Source organism: Cedecea davisae DSM 4568 (genome assembly GCF_000412335.2).
GTDB classification, from domain to species: Bacteria; Pseudomonadota; Gammaproteobacteria; order Enterobacterales; family Enterobacteriaceae; genus Cedecea; species Cedecea davisae.
This window is the reverse complement of sequence record NZ_KE161030.1, coordinates 3,068,086-3,090,506: the sequence shown is the minus strand read 5'-3', so window position 1 is coordinate 3,090,506 and position 22,421 is coordinate 3,068,086. Positions and strand designations below refer to the sequence as shown.

At 52.7% G+C, this 22,421-nt stretch carries 20 protein-coding genes and 1 pseudogene; 7 read left to right on the top strand and 14 right to left on the bottom strand.

The features are described 5' to 3' along the window. The first annotated feature begins 152 nt into the window (after window positions 1-152). The 3 genes from rsuA to HMPREF0201_RS14025 all read left to right on the top strand — a co-directional run bounded on the left by rsuA (window position 153) and on the right by HMPREF0201_RS14025 (window position 2,749). The gene (gene rsuA, locus HMPREF0201_RS14035) at window positions 153-854 is read left to right on the top strand and encodes a 16S rRNA pseudouridine(516) synthase RsuA (RefSeq protein WP_016537384.1); all 702 of its coding nucleotides are present in this window, start codon (window positions 153-155) and stop codon (window positions 852-854) included. Between the two features lie 17 nt (window positions 855-871). Further along, window positions 872-2,068, top strand: a complete 1,197-nt coding sequence (locus HMPREF0201_RS14030; protein WP_039898491.1) for a Bcr/CflA family multidrug efflux MFS transporter — start codon at window positions 872-874, stop codon at window positions 2,066-2,068. Window positions 2,069-2,404: 336 nt separating this feature from the next. Next, window positions 2,405-2,749 carry a YejG family protein gene (locus tag HMPREF0201_RS14025; RefSeq protein WP_039899368.1) on the top strand — a complete coding sequence of 115 codons (345 nt, stop codon included), beginning with the start codon at window positions 2,405-2,407 and terminating at the stop codon, window positions 2,747-2,749. Window positions 2,750-2,751: 2 nt separating this feature from the next. Here the strand turns inward: HMPREF0201_RS14025 and yejF are convergent, their stop codons facing one another. The 13 genes from yejF to HMPREF0201_RS13960 all read right to left on the bottom strand — a co-directional run bounded on the left by yejF (window position 2,752) and on the right by HMPREF0201_RS13960 (window position 18,390). Next, a complete protein-coding gene (gene yejF / locus HMPREF0201_RS14020) occupies window positions 2,752-4,341 on the bottom strand; it encodes a microcin C ABC transporter ATP-binding protein YejF (RefSeq protein ID WP_016537381.1) in 1,590 nt (529 codons plus the stop codon). Between the two features lie 2 nt (window positions 4,342-4,343). Further along, complete coding sequence (locus HMPREF0201_RS14015) at window positions 4,344-5,369, bottom strand: microcin C ABC transporter permease (RefSeq protein ID WP_016537380.1); 1,026 nt, start codon at window positions 5,367-5,369, stop codon at window positions 4,344-4,346. After that, window positions 5,366-6,463, bottom strand: a complete 1,098-nt coding sequence (locus HMPREF0201_RS14010) for a microcin C ABC transporter permease YejB (protein WP_016537379.1) — start codon at window positions 6,461-6,463, stop codon at window positions 5,366-5,368. Before HMPREF0201_RS14010 ends, HMPREF0201_RS14015 begins: the two co-directional genes overlap by 4 nt. A gap of 11 nt (window positions 6,464-6,474) precedes the next feature. Next, complete coding sequence (locus tag HMPREF0201_RS14005) at window positions 6,475-8,265, bottom strand: extracellular solute-binding protein (protein ID WP_055696400.1); 1,791 nt, start codon at window positions 8,263-8,265, stop codon at window positions 6,475-6,477. Window positions 8,266-8,393: 128 nt separating this feature from the next. Beyond that, a complete protein-coding gene (locus HMPREF0201_RS14000) occupies window positions 8,394-9,974 on the bottom strand; it encodes a cyclic di-GMP phosphodiesterase (RefSeq protein ID WP_016537377.1) in 1,581 nt (526 codons plus the stop codon). Between the two features lie 241 nt (window positions 9,975-10,215). Next, a complete protein-coding gene (gene mepS / locus HMPREF0201_RS13995; RefSeq protein WP_016537375.1) occupies window positions 10,216-10,782 on the bottom strand; it encodes a bifunctional murein DD-endopeptidase/murein LD-carboxypeptidase in 567 nt (188 codons plus the stop codon). A 421-nt stretch (window positions 10,783-11,203) separates the two neighbouring features. After that, window positions 11,204-11,908 (bottom strand): phosphatase PAP2 family protein, encoded by a 705-nt coding sequence (locus HMPREF0201_RS13990; protein WP_039898485.1) that lies wholly within the window; start codon window positions 11,906-11,908, stop codon window positions 11,204-11,206. A 45-nt stretch (window positions 11,909-11,953) separates the two neighbouring features. Then, window positions 11,954-12,931 (bottom strand): CobW family GTP-binding protein, encoded by a 978-nt coding sequence (locus tag HMPREF0201_RS13985; RefSeq protein ID WP_016537373.1) that lies wholly within the window; start codon window positions 12,929-12,931, stop codon window positions 11,954-11,956. A 148-nt stretch (window positions 12,932-13,079) separates the two neighbouring features. Then, window positions 13,080-14,546 (bottom strand): mannitol dehydrogenase family protein, encoded by a 1,467-nt coding sequence (locus HMPREF0201_RS13980; protein ID WP_016537372.1) that lies wholly within the window; start codon window positions 14,544-14,546, stop codon window positions 13,080-13,082. Between the two features lie 193 nt (window positions 14,547-14,739). Then, window positions 14,740-15,312 (bottom strand): elongation factor P-like protein YeiP, encoded by a 573-nt coding sequence (gene yeiP / locus HMPREF0201_RS13975; protein WP_008459912.1) that lies wholly within the window; start codon window positions 15,310-15,312, stop codon window positions 14,740-14,742. 148 nt (window positions 15,313-15,460) lie between these two features. After that, complete coding sequence (locus tag HMPREF0201_RS13970) at window positions 15,461-15,721, bottom strand: DUF2534 family protein (RefSeq protein ID WP_016537371.1); 261 nt, start codon at window positions 15,719-15,721, stop codon at window positions 15,461-15,463. Between the two features lie 61 nt (window positions 15,722-15,782). Next, window positions 15,783-17,837 carry a TonB-dependent copper receptor gene (locus HMPREF0201_RS13965; RefSeq protein ID WP_016537370.1) on the bottom strand — a complete coding sequence of 685 codons (2,055 nt, stop codon included), beginning with the start codon at window positions 17,835-17,837 and terminating at the stop codon, window positions 15,783-15,785. Between the two features lie 112 nt (window positions 17,838-17,949). Next, on the bottom strand, window positions 17,950-18,390 hold the full coding sequence (locus HMPREF0201_RS13960) for a DUF2946 domain-containing protein (RefSeq protein WP_039898482.1): 441 nt from the start codon (window positions 18,388-18,390) through the stop codon (window positions 17,950-17,952). A gap of 132 nt (window positions 18,391-18,522) precedes the next feature. Here HMPREF0201_RS13960 and HMPREF0201_RS23090 point away from each other — a divergent pair. Beyond that, window positions 18,523-18,606, top strand: a pseudogene (locus tag HMPREF0201_RS23090) (YkgJ family cysteine cluster protein); the annotation flags it as partial. A 36-nt stretch (window positions 18,607-18,642) separates the two neighbouring features. Here HMPREF0201_RS23090 and HMPREF0201_RS13955 read toward each other — a convergent pair. Continuing rightward, window positions 18,643-19,734: a DUF4236 domain-containing protein gene (locus tag HMPREF0201_RS13955; RefSeq protein WP_016537368.1), complete on the bottom strand. Its 1,092-nt coding sequence runs from the start codon at window positions 19,732-19,734 to the stop codon at window positions 18,643-18,645. Between the two features lie 220 nt (window positions 19,735-19,954). Between HMPREF0201_RS13955 and HMPREF0201_RS22610 the strand changes: the two genes are divergently transcribed. The 3 genes from HMPREF0201_RS22610 (at window position 19,955) to HMPREF0201_RS22605 (ending at window position 21,763) form a co-directional block, all read left to right on the top strand. Further along, window positions 19,955-20,209 carry a YkgJ family cysteine cluster protein gene (locus tag HMPREF0201_RS22610; RefSeq protein ID WP_004864811.1) on the top strand — a complete coding sequence of 85 codons (255 nt, stop codon included), beginning with the start codon at window positions 19,955-19,957 and terminating at the stop codon, window positions 20,207-20,209. Between the two features lie 180 nt (window positions 20,210-20,389). Next, window positions 20,390-21,079 (top strand): YagK/YfjJ domain-containing protein, encoded by a 690-nt coding sequence (locus HMPREF0201_RS13950; protein WP_004864809.1) that lies wholly within the window; start codon window positions 20,390-20,392, stop codon window positions 21,077-21,079. A gap of 465 nt (window positions 21,080-21,544) precedes the next feature. Then, window positions 21,545-21,763 (top strand): hypothetical protein, encoded by a 219-nt coding sequence (locus tag HMPREF0201_RS22605; RefSeq protein ID WP_071704102.1) that lies wholly within the window; start codon window positions 21,545-21,547, stop codon window positions 21,761-21,763. The last annotated feature ends 658 nt before the right edge of the window (window positions 21,764-22,421 follow it).

The following is a 22,421-nucleotide window of genomic DNA, read 5'->3' as shown; positions in this document are numbered from 1 at the left end:
TATGCCATAACGCACGCTTTTACCTTGAGAGAGTTTTTGATGTCGCTATACTGGCAAACTAATTATCAGGCAAACCAATTTTCACCTGAATTTGGGCGTCAGGCCCTGTCGTCAACTTGCTGGCGGCACCTTCTTGAACAGGCAATACATTAATGCGACTCGATAAATTTATCTCTCAGCAGCTCGGCGTCAGCCGCGCTATCGCCGGCCGTGAAATTCGCGCAAGCCGCATCACCATTGACGGTGAAGTAGTACGCGATGCCTCCTTTAAACTGAAGCCGGAGCATCAGGTTGAATTCGACGGCAACCCGCTTATCCAGCAAAATGGCCCGCGCTATTTCATGCTGAATAAGCCGCAGGGTTACGTTTGCTCCACCGATGACCCGGATCATCCGACGGTGCTTTACTTCCTCGACGTGCCGGTTGCCCACAAGCTGCATGCCGCAGGGCGTCTCGATATTGATACCACGGGCCTGGTGTTGATGACCGACGATGGCCAGTGGTCACACCGTATTACCTCCCCGCGCCACCATTGCGAAAAAACCTATCTGGTGATGCTGGAGTCGCCGGTGGAAGAGGGCACTGCGGAGCACTTTGCGAAGGGCGTTCAATTGCATAATGAAGAACACCTGACCAAACCTGCGGTGCTGGAAGTTATTTCCCCGCTGGAAGTGCGCTTGACCATCAGCGAAGGCCGCTATCACCAGGTGAAACGTATGTTCGCCGCGGTCGGTAACCGCGTTGTTGGCCTGCATCGCGAGCGCATCGGCGAGATAGTGCTGGATCCAGAACTGGAACCAGGCGAATACCGCCCATTGACCGAGCAGGAAATTGCCAGCGTTGGCATGCCCTAAAAATCCCGGAGTCACTCTTGAGTCGTAAACAGAACTCTTCTGTCGGAATCGTGGTCATCCTTGGCCTGCTGGCGATGTTAATGCCGCTGTCCATCGACATGTATTTACCGGCGCTGCCGATGATTGCCCAGGGCTTTGGTGTTCAGGCGGGCAGCGCGCAAATGACCCTCAGCACGTATATTCTGGGCTTTGCTATCGGGCAGATTTTCTATGGGCCAATGGCCGACAGCCTCGGGCGTAAGCCGGTGGTGCTCGGCGGGACGCTGGTGTTTGCCGTGGCGGCAATCGCCTGCGCGCTATCGCAAACCATCGACCAGCTTATCGCCATGCGCTTCCTTCACGGGCTGGCTGCCGCGGCGGCCAGCGTGGTGATTAATGCCCTGATGCGCGATATCTACCCGAAGGAAGAGTTCTCGCGGATGATGTCATTCGTGATGCTGATAACCACCATTGCGCCACTGGTGGCGCCGATGGTCGGCGGCGCGGTGCTGGTGTGGTTCAGCTGGCATGCTATCTTCTGGATACTGGCGGCGGCAGCGCTGCTGGCATCGGCCATGATCTTCTTCTTTATTCACGAAACGCTGGCACCCGAGATGCGGCAGAAATTCCATCTGCGCACTACTATCGGCAACTTTGCTACGCTGTTTCGCCACAAGCGGGTGCTCAGCTATATGCTGGCCAGCGGCTTCAGCTTTGCCGGAATGTTTTCGTTCCTCAGCGCCGGGCCGTTTGTTTATATCGAGCTTAACCACGTTTCACCCCAGCACTTCGGCTACTACTTTGCGCTGAACGTGGTGTTCCTGTTCGTTATGACCATGATTAACAGCCGCTTTGTGCGCCGCATCGGGGCGATAAACATGTTCCGAATCGGGCTGTATATCCAGTTTACGATGGCGGTCTGGCTGGTGGTAAGCAGCCAGCTAAACTTTGGTTTTTGGGCGATGGTGCTGGGCGTGGCGATATTTATCAGCTGCGTTTCGCTGGTTTCCTCAAACGCGATGGCGGTCATTCTTGACGAGTTTCCGCATATGGCGGGCACGGCTTCTTCGCTGGCGGGAACCTTCCGTTTCGGTATCGGTGCCTTGACCGGCGCACTGCTGTCGGTGGCGACCTTTAATACCGCATGGCCGATGATCTGGTCTATTGCCGTCTGCGCCACCTGCTCGGTGCTGTTCTATTTCTACGCCAGCAGGGCGCGCCACTCTCAGGCATAAAACAGGCGAGCATTTCGGATGCGAAATGCTCGCTAACCCCGCAAAATTCCCCGCCAGCCGCCCGAAAAAATAGGATATATGTTTCGCGTATGTAAAAACCTCAACTGTAAAAAGTCACAACTTTGTAGTTAAAAAGGTTGAGTTAGATCTCAGAAAGCGATACATATAGCGCCGAAACGCGTGCCAGAGCACAAAAATAAAGCGTTAGTTATGAAATTACTACGGCGGATGTCGGCCGTTTCCATACTCGTTTAGACGCAATTTATCAACATTGTGTTAACCTTTATGTAAACTGTTTGAGATAAATTGCCGAGTGGAACCTCCGGGGAAATGAAATTGAATAGCATACAACTGTCCATAGTGCACCGTCTGCCGCAGAGCTATCGCTGGTTGGCGGGTTTTGCAGGCTCCAGAGTTGAACCGATTCCGCAAAACGGCCAGCGCGATGAGGACTGCCTGATCGGCCTGAAGCTGTTAAGCCCGGATGGGGAAAAAGCGTGGCCTATTATGGATACGCTCAGCCAGGCATTAAGCGATATCGAAGTGGATAGCTCGGTAGTCGAGTGCGAAGGCGAGCCGTGCCTGTTTGTTAACTTACAGGATGAGCTGGCCGCAACCTGCCGCCTGAAAAACTTTGGCGTAGCCATTGCCGAGTCCTTCTCCAGCAATAATCCTTTCTGAATTCAGGCTAACGCCAGCAGCTGGCGCGAGTAGTCGCTCTGTGGCGCCCGGAATATCTGGCCGCACTCTCCCTGTTCCACTACTTCTCCCTGCCGCAGCACCACCATTTGATGGCAAAGCGCCTTCACTACCTGTAGATCGTGGCTAATAAAAATGTACGCCAGCCGGTGTTTTTCCTGCAGCGACTTTAGCAGCGCCAGGATTTGCGCCTGTACCGAGCGGTCAAGTGAAGAGGTTGGCTCGTCCAGCACAATCAGCTGTGGCTGAAGGATGAGCGCCCTGGCGATGGCGATGCGCTGACGCTGGCCGCCGGAAAACTCAACCGGGTAACGGTGCAGCATATCGGCTTCCAGACCCACTTCTTCCAGCACCTGAATCACACGCGCTCTGCGTTCGGCGGCGGTTAATGCACGCTGATGAACGCGCAAGCCTTCCTCAACAATTTGCAGCACATCCAGGCGCGGATTGAGCGAGGAGTTAGGATCCTGAAACACCACCTGAATGCGGTGGCGCAGCGGCAGCAGCTTTTTGCGGTTGAGCTGGTGCAGCGGCTGGCCGTCAAACCAGATATTGCCGCTGGAGTGAATCAGCCGCAGCAGAGCAAGACCGGTAGTACTTTTGCCGGAGCCGGACTCACCTACCAGGCCGAGGCTTTCACCGGGGCGCAGCTCAAAGCTCAGCTCTTTCAGGCCATAATGATGGCCAACGGTGCGTTTAAGCAGGCCGCGGCGAATGGGGAAGGCAACTTGCAGGTTTTCGACCTTCAGCAGCGGTTCCTGGCCGGTGTCTAAAGCGACCGGCTGGCCGGAAGGCTCCGCGTTTAACAACTGGCGGGTATAAGGATGCTGAGGGTTGCTGAAAAGCTCAGCCACGGGTTGCTGCTCGACACATTTTCCGTGGCGCATTACCGCAACATTATCCGCCAGTTTCTTAACGATGCTGAGATTATGGGTGATGAACAGCAGCCCCATGTTCAGCTCCTGCTTCAGCTCTTTCAGCAGTTGTAGAATTTGCGCCTGAACCGAGACATCCAGGGCGGTTGTTGGCTCGTCGGCAATCAGTAATTCCGGGCGAGTCAGCAGCGCCATCGCAATCATTACCCTCTGGCGTTCACCGCCGGAGAGCAGGTGAGGGAAGTCGTTCAGCCGGGTTAGAGGCTGGCGGATACCGACCCGGTCAAGGCAGCTAAGAATTTCCCCTCGCGCCGCTTCACGCCGCATTCCCCGGTGCAGGGAAAGCACCTCATAGAGCTGTTTCTCGATGGTATGCAGCGGGTTCAGCGACACCATCGGTTCCTGGAAAATCATCGCTATTTTGTTACCACGAACGCCACGCAGGGTTTTTTCCGGGGCATTTAGTAGCTCGATGCCGTTAAACCGGATCTCACCGGAGGGATAAACCGCAGGTGGAGCAGGCAGCAGGCGCAGCACCGACAGCGCGGTCACGCTCTTGCCCGAGCCGGACTCACCGACCAGGGCAAGCGTTTCACCGGCATTAACCTGAAGCGAAACCGAGTCCACCACCTGGCGCAGGGTTTCGCCCTGCTGAAAAGCGACGGAGAGATTGTTGATTGTGAGCAGCGGGGTGGTCATGGTTAGCGCACCTTGCCTGGGTCAAAGGCGTCGCGCACCGCTTCGCCAATGAAAATTAACAGTGAAAGCAGCGTTGCCAGCGACAGAAACGAGATAATGCCCAGCCACGGAGCCTGCATATTATTTTTGCCCTGCAGCAGCAGGTCGCCAAGCGAAGGAGAGCCCAGGGGCAGCCCAAAGCCGAGGAAATCGAGCGAGGTTAACGTAGTGATAGAGGCGCAAAGGATAAACGGCAGGAAGGTGAGGGTGGCCACCATGGCGTTGGGCAGCATATGGCGGGTCATTATCGACCAGTCGCTGACGCCCATCGCCTGCGCCGCACGGATATAATCGAAATTGCGGGTACGCAGAAATTCGGCGCGCACCACGCCGACCAGCCCCATCCAGCCGAACAGCACCGTTATGCCCAGCAGCGACCAGAAGCCCGGCTGCACCACGCTTGAAAGCAAGATAATTAAAAACAGCGTCGGCATACCCGACCAGACTTCAATAAAGCGCTGCCCCCAAAGGTCGACCCGGCCACCATAATAGCCCTGAACCGCACCGGCCAGCACGCCAATCAGGCTGGAAAACAGCGTTAGCATCAGGCCAAAAAGCAATGAAATACGCGACCCGTAGAGAATACGTGCCAGCACGTCGCTGCCGTTTGCGTCGGTGCCGAGCCAGTTTTGCGCGTTTGGTGGCGAGGGGAACGGCTGGCTGCTGGCATAGTTAATCGTCTGGCTGCCAAACCGCACCGGCGCCCACAGCACCCAGCCTTTTTCGTCCAGACGTTTTGCCAGCCACGGATCCTGATAATCCGCCAGCGTTGCCAGCGGGCCGCCAAAATCGCTCTCGCTGTAGTTTTTCACAAAGGGAAACCAGAGCTTGCCTTCGTAGCTTACGACCAGCGGTTTGTCGTTAGCTACCAGCTCAGAGCAGAGGCAGAGAGCGAAGAAAACGGCAAAGATCCACAGCGACCAGTAGCCGCGACGGTTCTGGCGAAAGCGCGTCCAGCGCGCCTGGTTTACCGGGCTTAAGCGGCTCATCCTCGTCCCTCAAAATCAATACGCGGATCGACCAGCGTGTAGGTAACATCGCTCAGGATATTCAGCAGCAGGCCAATCAGGGTAAAGATGTACAGCGTGCCGAACATTACCGGATAGTCGCGCGAGATAGTCGCTTCGTAGCCCAGCAGCCCGAGCCCGTTGAGCGAGAACATCACTTCAATAAGCAGCGAGCCGGTAAAGAACATGCTGATGAAGGTGGCCGGGAATCCGGCAATAACCAGCAGCATCGCATTGCGGAAGACGTGGCGGTAGAGAATTTTCTTCTCGTCCAGCCCTTTGGCCCGGGCGGTGACGACATATTGTTTGCGGATCTCGTCGAGAAATGAGTTTTTGGTCAACATCGTCAGGGTCGCGAAGCCGCCGATGACCGTAGCCAGAACCGGCAGGGTAATATGCCACAGGTAGTCGGTCACCTTGCCGTACCACGGCAGCGCGTCGAAATTGGCCGAAGTCAAACCACGCAGCGGGAACCAGTCCAGATAGCTGCCGCCGGCGAACAGCACAATCAGCATGATGGCGAACAGAAATGCAGGGATGGCGTAGCCGATGATAATAAACAGGCTGCTCCAGACGTCAAAGCGGCTGCCGCTGCTGACCGCTTTACGGATACCGAGCGGAATCGACACCAGGTAAATAATCAACGTGCTCCATAGCCCGAGGCTCATGGACACCGGCAGGCTTTCTTTAATCAGCTTAAGTACCGAAGAGCTGCGGAACAGGCTGTCGCCAAAATCGAAGCGTAAATAGTCGCCGAGCATTTTGAAGTAGCGCTCGTGTAACGGTTTATCGAAGCCGTAACGATGGGTTATTTCCGCAATAACTTCAGGATCCAGGCCCTGTGCCCCCCGGTACTGGCTGCTGGTGGCGTCGCCCACGCCGGTTTTTGCATGGCCGCTGCCCATCATCTCGTTGCTGACGCCGGGCACGCCGCTGCCGTGGCCAAACTGAATCGCGGCAATCGCCTGATCTACCGGGCCGCCGGGAGCAATTTGCACGATAAAAAAGTTTATCGTGATAATTGCCCACAGCGTGGGAATGATTAGCAGCAAACGCCGCAGAATATAAGCGCCCACGTCTCCTCCCCCTATCGCCTGTCGGCAGGCAGCTTCGCCGCCTTGTTGACGTCGTACCACCAATTATCAAAACCGTTGTTATACAGCGGGCGAATCGACGGCCGGGAGAATTTACTCCACCAGGCCAGGCGATCGGCTGACATATACCACATCGGCAGCATGTAGTAGTTCCAGGTTAACACCCGGTCGAGCGCCCGCCCCAGCGGCAGCAGCTTCTTCTGATTGCCCTGGCTGGCAACTATCTGGCTCACCAGGTTGTCCACCTCTGGGCTTTTTACCCCAGGCGCGTTATAGGTCGAGTTAACGTATTCGGAAGCCCAGGAAATTTGCAGTTCGGTGCTGGGGTAGGGCATGGCGCTGTATAACGTCGGCATCATGTCGTAATCACGGCTGCGCAGGCGGTTGGTTAGCTGCGAGTTATCTGCCTGGCGGATGTTCAGGGTGATGCCCAGCCGCTGTAGATTATGCTGGAAGGGTAGCACCCACTGCGTATTGCCGGTGGTGCCAATCAGCAGCTCAAAGCTAAAGGGCTGGCCGGTCTGGACGTTAACCAGTCTTTGGTCTTTTAACTCCCATCCGGCCTCTTTTAACAAAGCCAGCGCCTTGAGCAGGTTTTCCCTGTCATAGCCGCTGCCGTCTGATTTTGGCGGGTTGTAGATAGAGGTAAAGACTTCTGGCGGTAAATCCTTTTTCATCGGCGCCAGCAGCATCAGCTCGTCGGCATCCGGGTAGCCGCGAGCGGCATATTCGGTATTCTGAAAGTAGCTATTAGCCCGGCTGTAGGCCCCGTAAAACAGCGCTTTATTCATCCACTCGAAATCAAACGCCAGGCTGATGGCTTCCCTGACCCGGCGGTCTGCGAAGATGGGGCGCTGAATGTTAAACGCCAGCCAGCGTGCGTCCTGCGCGGATTCATTTTTCAGCTCATCTTTGACGATGTAGTGATTATTAAAGTTTTTCCCGATATAGCGCGTGGCCCAGTTTTTAGCCGAGGGTTCGGCGCGGAAATCAAATGCGCCCGCTTTGAATGCCTCGAAGGCGACGTTGTCGTCGAGATAATAGTCATAGCGGATAGAGTCAAAGTTCCAGCGGCCGCGGTTCACCGGCAGATTAGCCGCCCAGTAATCGCGAACCCTGGAGTAGGTAATGTACTGGCCCATTTTCCAGGCGGTAATTTTATACGGCCCGCTGGCCAGCGGCGGCGAGGAGAGCGGGTCGCTGAGTTTATGGTCCTTCCAGAATTTTTCTGGGAAGACCGGCAGCGAGAACAGGCCCAGCATTCTCTCTTTGCTCGGTTTAGCCAGCTCAATGCGCACCGTCAGCGGCGCGATGGCCTTAACGGTCGCGCCTTTGTAGACCAGGCGAAACTGCGGTACGCCTTCGGTCATAAACTTATTGAAGGTAAAGGCTACGTCTTCGGCGGTAATTGGGCTGCCGTCGTGGAAGCGCGCGCGCGGGTTAATGGAAACTTCGGCCCAGGCAAAATTGACCGGATAGCGAGCCATCTCCGCAATCAGCGGATAATAGCTGCCCGGCTCGTCGTCGGAGGTGGTGAATAGCGTGTCGTAAAGCGCATCGGTGCGGACGCCGGGATTACCGCGTAGGGCAAAGCGGTTGAAGTTGTCGAAGGTGCCAATAGACGAGAGGGTAATATTTCCGCCTTTCGGGGCGGCGGGATTCACATAGTCAAATTGAGTAAAGTTAACGGCATATTTGGGCTCGCCCAGCACCGAGAAGGAGTAGCTTTCATTGATTTGTGCGGCTCGTGCTGCCAGAGAGGCAGCGCAAAGGCAAAGCAGCATCAGCGCGCGTACAGCTTTCGTCATCTTCATTCCTTGCCGGGTGGTTGCTGCTCTGACAGGTTAGCGAGCAGCCGCTAAGCCCATGATGCTTAATCATAAGTTAGCCGACGAAGATTGCGCAATGATTGTCAGTCTTTTAGCTCATCATAAAGGCTGTGTGACGGGTTCCAGCTTAGCAGTTGGCTGAGAGTTAACGGGCGGCTGAAGTAGTAACCTTGCAGGAAATTGCAGCCTCGCTCAATCAGCCATTTCGCCTGTTCCGGCGTTTCCACGCCTTCCGCAACGGTATTCATATTTAGCCGCTGGGCAAGCGTGAGGACCGCGTCCAGCACCGGTGCGGTAACCGTTTCCATGCCGATAGAGTTTACGAAGCCGCGGTCTATTTTCAGGTAATCCAGGGTAAAACGCTCAAGGTAAATCAGGGCGCTGTGGCCGGTGCCGAAGTCATCAACCGCAATCTCGTAGCCCTGCTGGTGCAGCCAGGCAAAGATGCTCATCGCCTCTTTTTCCTGGAGCATATCGCGCTCGGTTATCTCAAACACCAACTGGAAATAGTTGGGAGGCAAAGAAGCGGAGAATGCCTGAATATCCTGCTTGAAGGTCGGGGAGTGCAGGTGGCTTGGTGCCAGGTTGACGCCCAGCTTCGCCCCGGCGGGCAGAACTTTTTGCAGCTCAGCCGCATCCCTTGCTATCAGCTCAAACAGGTGGCGCGTCAGCGGGACAATCAGCTGCTGCGCTTCGGCAAAGCCGATAAACGCATCCGGCGGTATCATGCCCGCCGTCGGGTGCTCCCAGCGCATCAGGACTTCTATCCCGCGCATTTTCAGCTCCTGCGAGTCGACGACCGGCTGGTAAACCACAAAGAACTGCCCGCGCTTAATGCCGGTGAGGATCTCTTTCCCGGCGCGCACTTTCACCGAAAGGAAATAGCCGCAAAGCGCGGCGCACAGCAGGCCGGAGAGCAAACCGGCAAGAATCGCTAACTGGATATCTTCTACCGGCCACGGCGTGCCGTAGATGTAGAGCTTAATCGGGTAGCCTTCGAGATTTGCTATGCGCGTGGGCGAGGGCGGGAGCTCGTCGGTATTGACTACGTCCGGGGAGTAGGAGGCCAGCGCTTTGTTGCCCACGACCAGCGCCATCGAGCTGATGTCCTGCTGGCGTGAAGTGAACACCAGATAAGGCGTGAGGTTCACATTTAGAGTAGTAAACACGCCGTGGTCTGCCGAAAGCGGATTTTGAAACCATACCGCGATAACCGGTTTGCCGGGCATCATCGGCGTGCCATTCATAATGGCGACATCAACGGGTTTGCTAATATCAAGCTCGGGTTCCAGCTCGCTCATTGAGAGCTTCATATCGCCGGTAGCGGAAGAGCAGTAGGCCACACCGCTGTGGATAAGCAGGAAAGCACGCACGCTGGAATTAAAGGCCGCCCGGGAGGTTAGCTCTCCGCTTACCCGTTCGCATTCATCCATGCTAAGAGGTTGAATGCCGTCGGCGGTATTGTGCAGGTCTTTAAAGAAGGTATCGAGGTAGCCGCTAATATCGCGGGCTAAAAGATTATAGGCGGACTCGCGTTTTGAATGCAGCGCCAGGCTGGACAGGCCGCCGACTAACAAGGCGCCAAACAATCCCGCCAGAAGGCTGAAGACAGCAATCTGTTTTGGGGTGCTAAAGTAGCGCGAAAAGATGTTCTTATAAGACATTGATGTATGAGTCCCGCAGGGGCAAGCGAATCATCGTTTGTTTTATGATTTTTTCTGACTATAACCCATAACCACAAAATTGTTTAATTTGTTTCATCTGGCAACTATTCTGCGTTTTGCCAACGTTTAAGAAAATAATGCTCTGAATTTCAGGCATAAAAAAACGCTGCACGGGCAGCGTCTTTATCGTCAAGTTGATTGTTTCAGCGGGCGGCCAAGGGAATAACAGCCCACAAAACTTTTAGCTACGGCTCAGCACGCGACGTGCTTCGTTATACCGCTTCTTCCAGTAGGGCTCGTCCATACTGGAGATCACTACGCCGCTGCTGGTGGAGGCATGTACGAATTGGTTATTACCAATATAGATGCCTACGTGGCGCCCGGTAGAACCTGCGCGGAACAGAACTAAATCGCCGGTACGCAATTTATTGCGCGACACGGACTTACCAGAGTCCTGCTGCTCGGAGGTTGAGCGCGGCAGCGTTAAACCAAACTGCTCCTGGAAGGTACGCTGTACAAATGCAGAGCAGTCGATACCGCTTCTGCTGCTGCCACCGAGACGGTAGCGAACGCCTTTCCAGCTTGCATATTGCTCCATAATGCGCGACTTAACGTCAACATTACGAACCATCTCTTCGAATTCATCCTGAGAGGCTTGCAGTAAAAAACCATCTTTTTCACCGACTGCATGCGTCTCAGAATGCATATTAGCTGTGTTAGTCGAACTACAGGCGGAAAGCATAACTGCTACCGCAATCGCGGGGATAGCCCGCAAGATATATCTCAAAATAGGCTGAGATTTGACCATTTTGTTTGTTTTCCCTTGAAGTCCTTAACGAATAATTCGTTATACAAAAATACCAACGTGACGAGACTAAATACGTCTGAGCGTCGAAACAATTATTCATGCACAAAAATGTGGAACAACGCACAATTTTATTCACTGCCTGAATGCGTTGAGCCGTAGCGCAAACTTTTCCGAGAGTACCCGATCAAACCAGGTGATGCGAGCCTTTTTATTCTTATTTTTATAAGAAATTGTGATGTTCGGTAGTAAAAGGTTATTTTGAGCAAACTCTCGGCAGGAGCGCTGATTTTATCGCCAGGTCATTCAAATCTCAGGGGATTCGAAGTGGGTAAATATTCATCTCGCTGTCATAAAGGCGAAAAAATAAGCAGAGACCGTGGGGGAACTCTGCTTATTTGCAATCGTAATAGCTTATTAGCCATCAGCCCCGGGCTTTATTTTTGCCCGGTATTGTACGGTTCAGTACGGAAATTAACCGGTCGCTTAGCGGGGTTAAAAGCACCCACGGCAGGCCAACCAGGGCAATAGAAAGAGAACCGACGTAGACATCGGTAAACCAGTGCGCGCCTATCATTATTCTCGGCGCAGAGAAGATAATGAAGATAGAGGCCGCTATCAGGAATGCGCGCAGGCCGAAATAGCGCAGCATAAAGCCGGTAAAGATAAGCAGCATCAATCCGTGGTCGCCGGGGAAGCTGTCGCTCGAGGCATCCTTGGTCGGGAAATGCAACAGTTCGCTAACGCGGTTGATGTCGGTAAAGAACAGCGTCGGGCTGGAGTGGACGACCGGGATCAGGTGACCCAGCTGGTTTATTACTACCGCGGCAAGCAGCATCACCACGCCCATCAGCACCAGCCGACGGCGGCCTGGAGCATCTTCATGCCACCAGAACCAGGAGAACAGCACGCCCATCGCCAGCAGTGAGATCCCGTCGAATGCGCGGTTGTTGGTAATCGCTATCAGGGTTAAAAAAGTATGGCTTTTGACCAGTTCATTATTAAAGAAGTGGAACAGCGTGGAATCAATATTGAACCAGAATCCATGGTTCTCAGGCAGATACCAGCTAAAGAACAGGGCGAGGCCCAGCGCGTTTAGCAGCAGTATCAGAGGGAGGCGATTAGTCATCATGCGGTTTCTAAATCTCATTACGGGGGCGCAAAGGTAGGCTTACTAACTTAAACGTAAGCTCAACAGACTGGATTGCAGAGCGTTCCAGTCCGGCTCGTCGGAGTGAATTAATTCGATGCGGCTGTCCGGCGGCGGAGTGGATTGCGTTTCGATATGCAGGTCATTGCCCTGACGGTTGATTCGTACCAGACCTTCGGCAATGCGCAGCACGCCTTTAACCCGATTAACCGGCGCAAGTCTGGCCCATTCCAGGATGCCAACGGTGTCGAATACGGTTTCTTCATCAAAGATCCAGCCGCAGGCAAAATAGCCCTGGCCGCTGTTTACGCTGCGCCGCCAGCGCTGGTGAGCCGGAAGGCTAAGCGCCGCGAGGCCGCGAGTTGCCGCATGGCCGTGGTTATGCTCCGCGCTGGACGGTAGCTCGCGTTGATTAAGGCGCGGCCTGTCGAGCAGTTCGGGGCTAATTTCCCCTTTTTCAGTGCTGACCAACTCCCGCCCATCGCCTCGGGCCTGCTGCCACAGTTGCAGCGCGGCAAGGCTCTCTGGCGTTGCCCGATCCTGTTTATTTGCGACGATAATGTCCGCCGCGGCCAGCTGGTCGCGGAAGTTATCATTATTCAGGGCTTTTTCATCCAGCAGCTGCCGCGAGTCCAGCAGGCACAGGGTTGCCCGTAGATCAATCCACGGCTGATAGACTTCGGCGGTGAGCATATCGAGGATCTGTTTTGGATGACCGAGGCCGGTAGGCTCGATAAGCAGGCGGTCCGGCCTGCCCTGGCGGAGCAGGGTATTGAGGCCAACCTGCATCGGCAGACCGTTGACGCAGCACATACAGCCGCCGGGGATCTCTTTTAGCAATGCGCCGCTGTCGGCGAGCAGCGCGCCGTCTATGCCGACTTCGCCAAATTCATTCACCAGCACCGCCCACTTTTCATCGGCTGGCTTATTGGCCAGTAAATGAAGAATGGTGGTGGTTTTGCCGCTCCCGAGGAAGCCGGTAATTAAATTCGTTTTTGTCACGGGTGCTCCGGGTGGTTACAGCCTGTAAGCCACGCTTATTAGCCAGTTATGTTAATTATTCACGCTGACTATCCTGACTAAAACCCGGACAAAAGAGAAGGCTCAACGCGGTTTGGCCCTGAGGAAACCGCGTTAAACGCATTGATTGCTAACCTGCGGCCAGGTTTTCGACCGCTTTACGTGCGCCAAACTGAGCAAGCTGCCGCCATGCCCGTTGGATCTCGGTGACAAAATTCGGGTTGGCTGGGAGGTCTTCACCGAAAATTTCATGCAGGCTCAGCAGGGCATCCACACGGCTGGTTTCATCGCTTCCGGCAACCAGAGTATGGATCTTTTCTGCCAGCGGATCGCGAATATCAATGGCGCTGCCTTTATCATCCACGCCGCTGACATAACGCATCCAGCCGGCGATACCCAGCGCGAGGCACGGCCAGCTATCTCCGTTTTGCAGGTGCCAGCGCACGCTTTCCAGCCAGCGCTGCGGCAATTTCTGGCTGCCGTCCATCGCGATTTGCCAGGTCCGATGCTTCAGCGCCGGGTTGGCAAAGCGGGCAAGCAGGTTTGTGGCATATTGATGAAGGTCTACGCCGCTGATGCGCAGCGTCGGTGCCTGCTCCTGCATCATCAGGCGGCGGGCGGCGAGGCGGAAGTGCTCATCCGCCATGCAGTCAGAAATATGCTGATATCCGGCAAGGTAGCCCAGATAAGCCAGCAGCGAATGGCTGCCGTTCAGCATGCGCAGCTTCATTTGTTCCCAGGGCATCACGTCGTCTACCATCTCAACGCCCGCAATTTCCCACTCCGGCCGCCCGGCAACAAAGTTATCCTCTATTACCCACTGAATAAATGGCTCGCTGGCTATGGCACAGGGGTCTTCCACCCCGAGGATTTCGGTTATTTCCGCCAGTGATTCAGGCGTTGCCGCCGGAACGATACGGTCTACCATGGTGCTCGGGAAAGTCACCTGCTCCGCAATCCACTCCGCCAGCTCGTCGCTGCGCCGCGTCGCCATACCCAGAACCGCGTTGCGTACCAGATGCCCGTTATCAGGGATGTTGTCGCAGGAGAGCACGGTAAACGGTCGCAGCCCGCGCTCGCGGCGGCGGCTTAGTGCCTCAACCAGAATGCCCGGCACCGAATGCGGCTCTGCCGGATGCTCCAGATCGTGAATAATTCTTTCGTTAGCAACGTCCAGCTTGCCGCTTGCCGGGTCGATGCAATAGCCCTTTTCCGTCACGGTGAGCGAAACGATTGCCACCTGCGGCTCGCAGAATTTCTCAATAATGGCTTCCATTCCGTCGAGCTTTGCGTTCAGGCATTCCTTTACCGCGCCGACGACGATGGCCTGGTTTGCGTCCGCGCCTTTCTCCAGCACGGTATACAGATGATCCTGGCGACGAAGATCGCTCATTAACTTATCGCCATTAAACAGGCTTATCTCGCAGATCCCCCAGTCGCCGCCCTGAGCGTTTAGCACCCGATCGGTGAGCAGCGCCTGGTGTGCGCGATGAAATGCGCCAAAGCCAAAATGAACGATGCGCGTTTGCAGCGCGCTGCGGTCGTAACGAGGGAACTGGACAGCCGACGGAAGCGTTTCTGAGGCAATAGTGCGCATGGGTTAACGTCCTGCTTAGCGGTAAATGAACCCGATCAGTCTAAAGCTGTATGACAACAATTGGAATTGGTGTGGGATGTTAATCGGTGAAGTGTGAATTACATCAAAATAATAGAGGGAAAAGCGATATTGGTATAACAACTTTGGCGGGGGAGATAAATAAAAAACGCTCCCGAAAGAGCGTTTCTGCAAATCAGTCCGCGCGGCCCATAGAGCGCTTTTCAGCAATATGAATACGGATTTTCTCGCCTGCAACCATGTATTCCGGCACCTGAATGACCAGGCCAGTAGAGAGGGTTGCCGGTTTGGTACGGGAGCTGGCAGATGCGCCTTTGATGCCCGGAGCGGTTTCGATAATTTCCAGATCTACCGTCTGCGGCAGCTCCAGGGCTAACAGCTGGCCGTCCCAGGTGAGCACCTGCATATCAGGCATACCGCCTTCAGGGATAAATTGCAGCTCTTCTTCAATCTGGTCTTTGGTGAAGATGTACGGGGTGTAATCTTCTTTATCCATAAACACATATTCGTTGCCGTCGATATAAGAGAAGTCAACGAAACGGCGGGTCAGGGTGATGGTATCGACGATATCGTCGCCCTTGAAGCGCTCTTCCACTTTCTGCCCGGTACGAACATCGGAGAAACGCATTTTGTACAGCGTTGCCGCGCCGCGCGCGCTCGGAGCCTGGATGTCAATATCTTTAACAATCAGCAGCTTGCCGTTGTAATTGAGAACCATGCCTTTTTTGATTTCGTTAGCTCTTGCCATCGATGTGTCCTGTCGAAAATTGAGATGCAAAAATATTGCGTCAAAGTACCCGCGAGGCGCGATTCAGGCAAGTGGATTTAATCAACAAAGCCGCAAGAAAGCAGTTTGTGATGCCGCGCCAGCATATGCCGGCGCGGCGGGAGAGGCATTATCCCCGGCCATCCTTAGGCGCTAAGAAATAGAAGGCAAAAGGAGTCGAGCAAAGAATAGTGAACATAATGGTGTAAATAGCCACCCAGGCTCCCTGCATAATAAACATGTCCAGCGTCCACTGCTCCATCGGCCAGTTGTACTGCTCTTCAACGCCTTCAAATGTCACTTTTGAAATAAGTGAAACGACAATAGTGAAGACAATGGCTACCGCGATAAGGAATTTTTTACCGTCGCGGGTACGAAGTTTTGCAAACATATCAGCCTCCAGGCCGGTTAGTAGTAAAGCGTAAACGCCCCTTGCTCAGGGGCGAGATTAATCAGAACGTGACGTTCACCTTGCCCCAGAAGGTTCTTCCTGGTTCGTTCACCGGCGTATTGGACGAATAGCCAAAGCTGCTATTGCCCGCCAGATTCAGGTGCTCGCTGTAGGTTTTGTTAAACAGGTTATCGACCCCCGCGCTAAGCTTAATGGCCTTGTTGAGGCGGTAAGCGGCATTGGCGGAGAAGATAGCGAACCCGGCGCTTTTATCAAAGTCTTTGCCCACCACGTTACCTTCATTAAGCGCGACTCTTTGCTGGCTGCTGACCAGCCGCAGCAGGCCTGTGCTGCTCCAGTCTCCCTGCTCCCAGGTGAGCCCAAAGCGGGTTTCCAGCGGGGCGATTTGCGGCAGAGGCTGATGGTCGCTGGTGTTTTCACCTCTGGCATAGGCCAGGCTGGCATCGGTTTTCCAGCTCTCCGTCAGCCGGTAGCTGAAGCCCATCTCGCCGCCCATAATCGTGGCGTCGACGTTATCGGCCTGGCTAATACGGGCGTTATTGGGAGAGTAGCGGAACAGGATAAAGTCATTCACCCGCCCAAGATAAGCCGAGACCCAGCCGTTGAAGCGCTCACCGCCGTACTGCATGCCGATGTCGAGCTGGGTGGTTTTTTCCGTTTTCAGGTTATCGAATACATTTTTAGAGCCGCCAGGGCCATAAGTTGGCGAAAATAGCTCCCAGTAATCCGGGAAGCGCTCGGTATAACCTACTCCGGCGTACAGCATGACCGGCACGTCGGTCAGCGTTCGCTCATAACGCATGAAACCGGCGGGCAGCGTGGCGCTGCGTTCTGCTGAGCCATTTCCGGTATCGTTATCCACCCGCGTTCGGTCAAGCCTTGCGCCACCGATGACTTTGCTCTGCTCGCTGGCATGCCAGGTCAGTTCGCTGAATGCCCCGAAGTCCTGGAAGCGGGCATCCTGCCGCCAGCCTTCATCCTGCTTGTTGCGATGGGTGCTTTGCTGAGCATCCACGCCGCTGCGCAGCTCGTAATCGGACCACAGCCAGGTGCCCATCATACGGCCGCCGACGGTACGGCGATCGAGCTGCATCGCCATCGGCATATTCATACTCATCGACCCACCCATATCCATGGGCTGATGCATTTCCATCGACGAGTGCATGCTGCCGCCAGACCCCGGCATGCTACCCGGAGAACGCAGCGAGTAGTTATCCATAATATGGTTGGCGTAGTTGTAATAGACGCTGGCTTCGAATTTATTAAACACTTCGCCGATATTGGATTCTTCAAAACGCATCCCCAGGCTTTCGCGTTTGAACTGCGAGCCGTCCATGCTGCGCCCCGCATAGCGGGCTTCACCGTTGCCTCTGCCCGCCGTCAGCTCGAGGAGCGTGTCTTTATCCGGCGTCCAGCCCAGCGCGACGTCGGCGTTCCATTTATCCCATTTAGAGGCGACCCGGTCACCGTTGCCGTCCTGATAGTCGCCGGAATGAGATTTGTTGCCGATAAGCCTCAGGTAACCGTCTTCGCTGCCGAGGCTTAAGTCCGCATTGCTGTCCCAGCGTTGATTAGACGCGGTAAGCAGGCTCGCCGTGCCCTGAATGCCAGCTTTCTCAAAGCGCGGCGGTTCGCGCTCGAAGCGTACCGTTCCCGCCGAGTTCCCCGGCCCCCAGAGTACGGTTTCCGGGCCTTTAATCAGCGTCAGCAGGTCAAAGCTTTCCGGAGAAATATAGGAACCTGGCGAGTCCATCCTCGCCGGACATGCGCCCGGCATCTCCGTGTTATTGGTGAGGATGCGCAGGCGTGAGCCGAACATCCCGCGGAACATCGGGTCGCCGTTGGTGCCGCCGTTGCGGATCTGTGAGAAACCGGGAATGGTTTTCAGGTAGTCGGAGCCGTCGCTTGCCGGAACCGGCTGGCGTGGCGTTTTTGGCGAAGTGATGACCTCCAGCGGCGATGAAGCGGGAGAGGCGACGATCATGACCTGATCGTCCTGCATTGTTGTATGTTCGTGCTGCTCCTGCGCAAGCGCAGCAGGGGAGGCGATGGCCAGCAGTACCAGAGGTACCAGCGGCTTCAGGTGAGTTTTCATAAATGCCTTACTGTTCTTCAGGCGTAACGCGGCGGCTCTTGATTAATAAGAGGCCGGGCGGCATCGCGCCTTAGCGCTGCCGTCTAACATTACGCAGTTAATTTTTAGAGTTTTAAAAGCGATGAAGAACGAAAGCAGGTGGCGCGCGGGCCGGATGGGCAGACCTCGGGCGAATTATCACCGCGCAGCACAGGGCGGTAACCGGCGCTTTGCGCACTGCTATCAGCAATAACAGCAGCAGTACGATAAGGCTGAACTGGATAAAAGGCAGATGGATAAGCAGCTGGCAGTAACCGCAGGCAATCTCTTCGCCCGGTGACATGCCCGGGCCGGACATCAGCATGTTATGGGGCAGGCTTGCGTGAGGGCAGGGTTCAGGCATGTCCATATGATGGCTCATGTCAGACATGTCCATTGTCATCATCGTGCTGCCGTGTTCACACGCCGTATGGTGCATCAGCGATTTTGAGATAACCGGTGCAATAAACAGCATCGCAACGGCAAGCAGCGCCAGCCATGAGGCCGTTCGGTGAAAGAGTTTGCGCCCAGACAAAACGTTACCGATCCGTAGTCGTTGTGGCGCGAGTGTATCCTGGAAGGGGGAATGATGTTAAATAAATTGTTCGTTGACGCAGGCACCGGGTCTGCTATTGTCACGCACCCTCTGACGCTGGTGGAAATATAAATGGACTGTCGTCCTGATTGCGGAGCCTGCTGTACCGCACCTTCAATATCCTCTCCGATCCCCGGCATGCCGGAGGGCAAGCCTAACAGTCAATTATTCTCAGTATAAAAAATGACATAGCTAAGCAGAAATGACTTTTTTGCTAAGTGTTTCAATTGAATGTGAAAAGCTTTCTCCATAGCCAGTTTTAGACAGTTGTAATAACTCATTTAGCCCAGAATGACTTGTAAACGAAAGGTTTTCATAAAGACATATAGGAAGTTCTGAATTGTCTTTAAATCTTCTGTCTGGGCCTCCAGACTTGTTCACATACTTCCATGTCCTGCCAACGACTATGGCATCTCCAGGTACACCTTCGCTCTCAATGAATCGACTATCATCTACATTAACGAATAGCTGGTTATAACCAACAGCGCCTACACCTTCACGGTCATAAACCAGTACTCTATCTGGAAAAAAATGCAATGTTTGGCGACCGACATTGATAGCAATCGTCTCAATATTTGTTTTAACAAAGGGAGGCTTTGATTTGCTGATTGAGGTGACTTTTCTACGTAGTAAGTTACCAGCTCCGGCATGATACTTGGGGTCATAAACGGCTCCAGAAGCTTCTATATGCCATACTTTTGAGCAGCTTGCGAGCTTGGCTCCACTTTCATGAAGTTGCTGGTAACATGCCATCATTTGATCATCAAAGTCATAAAAAAGAACAGTAGTCTTTCTTAGCTGATCGTACATGTAAGCAAAAACAGAGATTGCTACCCCTACGATAAAGCCTATAGCGAGGCACCAATCAGGCCATGTCTGTGAAAAACCGTAAAGTAACAGCGCAATCGAAAGGCACATGACCAGGGGCCATATTTGTGACTTCTTACGTTTGTTGTTCAACTCTTCAAGCAGTTCTCGGGAACTTGAATCAACGATTTCCGAGATATGGGATGACTTGATTTCCTCGAGAGGTGCATGTGTAGTGTCATGTTCTATTGGGGAGTGGTCTGGTACATGTTGAACTTTCTTTCTGTTCTGTGGGACCAGGCTTGGTGAAAGCGAAGCACGATAATAGACTCCGCCAGCACCGATGTGGATGTAATTTCCTCTTGGGCCAGTACCAAACCTCAGTCCTTTTATACCAATAGATGCACCGACTCCTGATTTGGATAGGTTAAATCTCATCGGTCCGACTCGAATGCTTTTCTTAATGTAAAAGCTCATGGTAACTCCTTGTAAAACGAGGGGCTTAATTCATCGTAAGCTAGGGCGGTGTAACTGGTGGATTTTACAGCATATGTTTCATATTTTTAAAGGAACATTAACCCATCTAAGAGGAAAATCGCTCATTTTATAGGGGAATAGTTCTGGGTTACATGCTATCGCTCCGATTGTGACAGTGTGTTAATGTTTTATTCGAAGACAAAGAATTTAAGAGGTCCTGATGGAATGCCGAATCGACTGTGGGGCCTGTTGCATTGCTCCTTCTATATCAAGCCCTATTCCCGGGATGCCACAAGGCAAGCCAGCAAATGTAAGATGTGTGCAGTTATCGGAAGATAATTTATGCAACATCTTTGGGTCAATCCACCGCCCCAAGGTGTGTAGCAATCTGCGCCCTTCACTCGATATGTGCCATACAAATCGTGATGAGGCTATGGGTTACTTGATTCATCTTGAAAAGCTGACCTCATCATGAAGTTGTTGCCATAAATAATTTGATGGTGTATAGTAATAAAAATTTGCTGTGGAAACTTTTCGGAGTTTCTATTTGTCTACTAACACCGCATTTATGCCAGTGGCTGTAGGGCTTGGTCCTCCTTGGGATTCTCTCCCTCATACTGGTTATTATTAATATCTGTTATGTGGTGTTAGTTATATGTCCGTAGATCTGCTTTTTCCTGTCGTTCAAAAAATAACCAACCATCGTGATGATGGCCGTTACTCACTTATCCATAGCTCTGAATATGTGCTTGATGGGCTTATATACCGTTTGAACTATGATTCGATGAAGAAAGGTTATCATCCGATCAGAAAAGAAATCATTGATGCATTCATTAAGCAGTTACAGGCTATGCAATCGCACTACAGTAAGATTTTTGCTTTCCGATTTGACTTATCAGTGCCGGAAGGGATGCACGTTACGGAAAGTAATGTCTTAGTGAGTAATCTTTTTGAGCGGCTGAGAGGTCGTTTCAAAAAGAAGGCGTGGAATGAACAGCCGATCAAAAAATTTGCTTATGGCTGGGTTCGAGAAAAAAAAGCTGCTAATCAGGTTCATTACCACTGCTGGATTGCATTACCTTACTTCCAGGTTCAAACTGCTGGCTTTGGTAACACAGGCATGATTGGGTTGATAAGTGAGCTTTGGGATGAATTAACAGACAATATCAGTCGCGTGCATTTAGCCGAGAATAGTCGATACTCTATTGTAAGGGGTGATCACGATAGTCTTGTGGATTTTGTTGAGCGTATATCGTACCTCGCGAAAAACAGCGGTAAGTTTTCATCTGGGGAAGGGCAGAGGATCTTTTCAACGTCTAAGCTCAGAATGAAAGAGAGTAATTAACGCAGGTGGCAAAATCTTTCGTGTAGGTCAGTTTGAACAGAAAATACAAATTCTTCCTGTAACACATTCTAAGCCTTTCTAAGGGGGCGGTAGTACGTTCGCATTACCTGCGTGATTTAAACCTCTTATAGCTTCATACAGGCTGTTTTAGAGCGGTTTTCAATGTTTGTTTGATAAACCTTTCATTATAACTGATTGGTTTTAGTTTCTCATGAATACGTTTATGATTTGTGAGTAGTGTCACGCTATTTTTCAGTATAACGCAGAGCTGCCTCCTATGTTTGCGAAGTCGCTGGGAGTGGCTGCATCAGGCTTGCTGTAGGTTCCAGTTCCGTTTGATGGTCGGAAGACTCAACCCTAATTCCAGCAGCCGCTTTTGACTGGCTAAGACCTCTGCTCCTCGCTTCCTGAACTCGCTTACGAGTATATGAAAGAGGGATTGCTGGTATTATTACGGAAATCTGGATGAAACTGAAAGGTGGTAAAGCAACGCTGGTAAACTTGTCTAAAGCCACTAGAGACTATCCCGATCACTACGTCATTCATCGTGAACATCCTTCATCACTCGAAGGTCCGGTATTCTGGCTTTCTTACCTGGCAAAAGAACGTGGTAAAGCGCAAACAGGGAAGGGAACACGCATGTACTCAACATCAAAATTGAGTCGTAAAGCACTAAATTCGTAAATATCGCACAGGAAGCCCGTAGCGCGTTTTTCTTTCCAAGGTATGCAATCGCATTACCCATATCATGAAAATCGCTTACAGTCTCGCTCAGAGCGTTTTAAGGCATAATTTGTAGCTGGTTAACTTTATGCTTCGGTCAGATGCATGATAGTTCAACTATAGTTGCTTTGCTTATAGAATAATACATTCCTTCAAAATTCCGAGCGAAGCGAGGGACACGAACGTAGTGAGTGTCTGTGTACTATGTACTGTTTATAATATTTATATTTTATATATAGAAAAAACAGTACATTTCCGTATGTTTTTTAATCAACGCTAACTATCCGTCTTCGCTTCGCTTGACGGAACTCGCTTCGCTCGCGGTCTTGTTTTTGGGTTGTTGGAACGTGCCCGTCATTCTTGATGCATGTTCCAGTTCCCTTTGATCGTAGGAAGACTTAATCCCACTTTTTGCTTGGCTGAGACCTCTTCATATTGGCTTCCAGAAGTCGCTTACGAATATCTGTTGCAACCGCCTAACTTTTACCTACCTTCCTTGCTCGGTCAAGACCTTCTTTAGTTCTCTATGCAATGTGTAGTCTATTGATATAATTAGTATTTTATTCGAGATTATGTAATTGTGTGAAAAAGGATGAAAAACACACTTTTTGTATTAGCA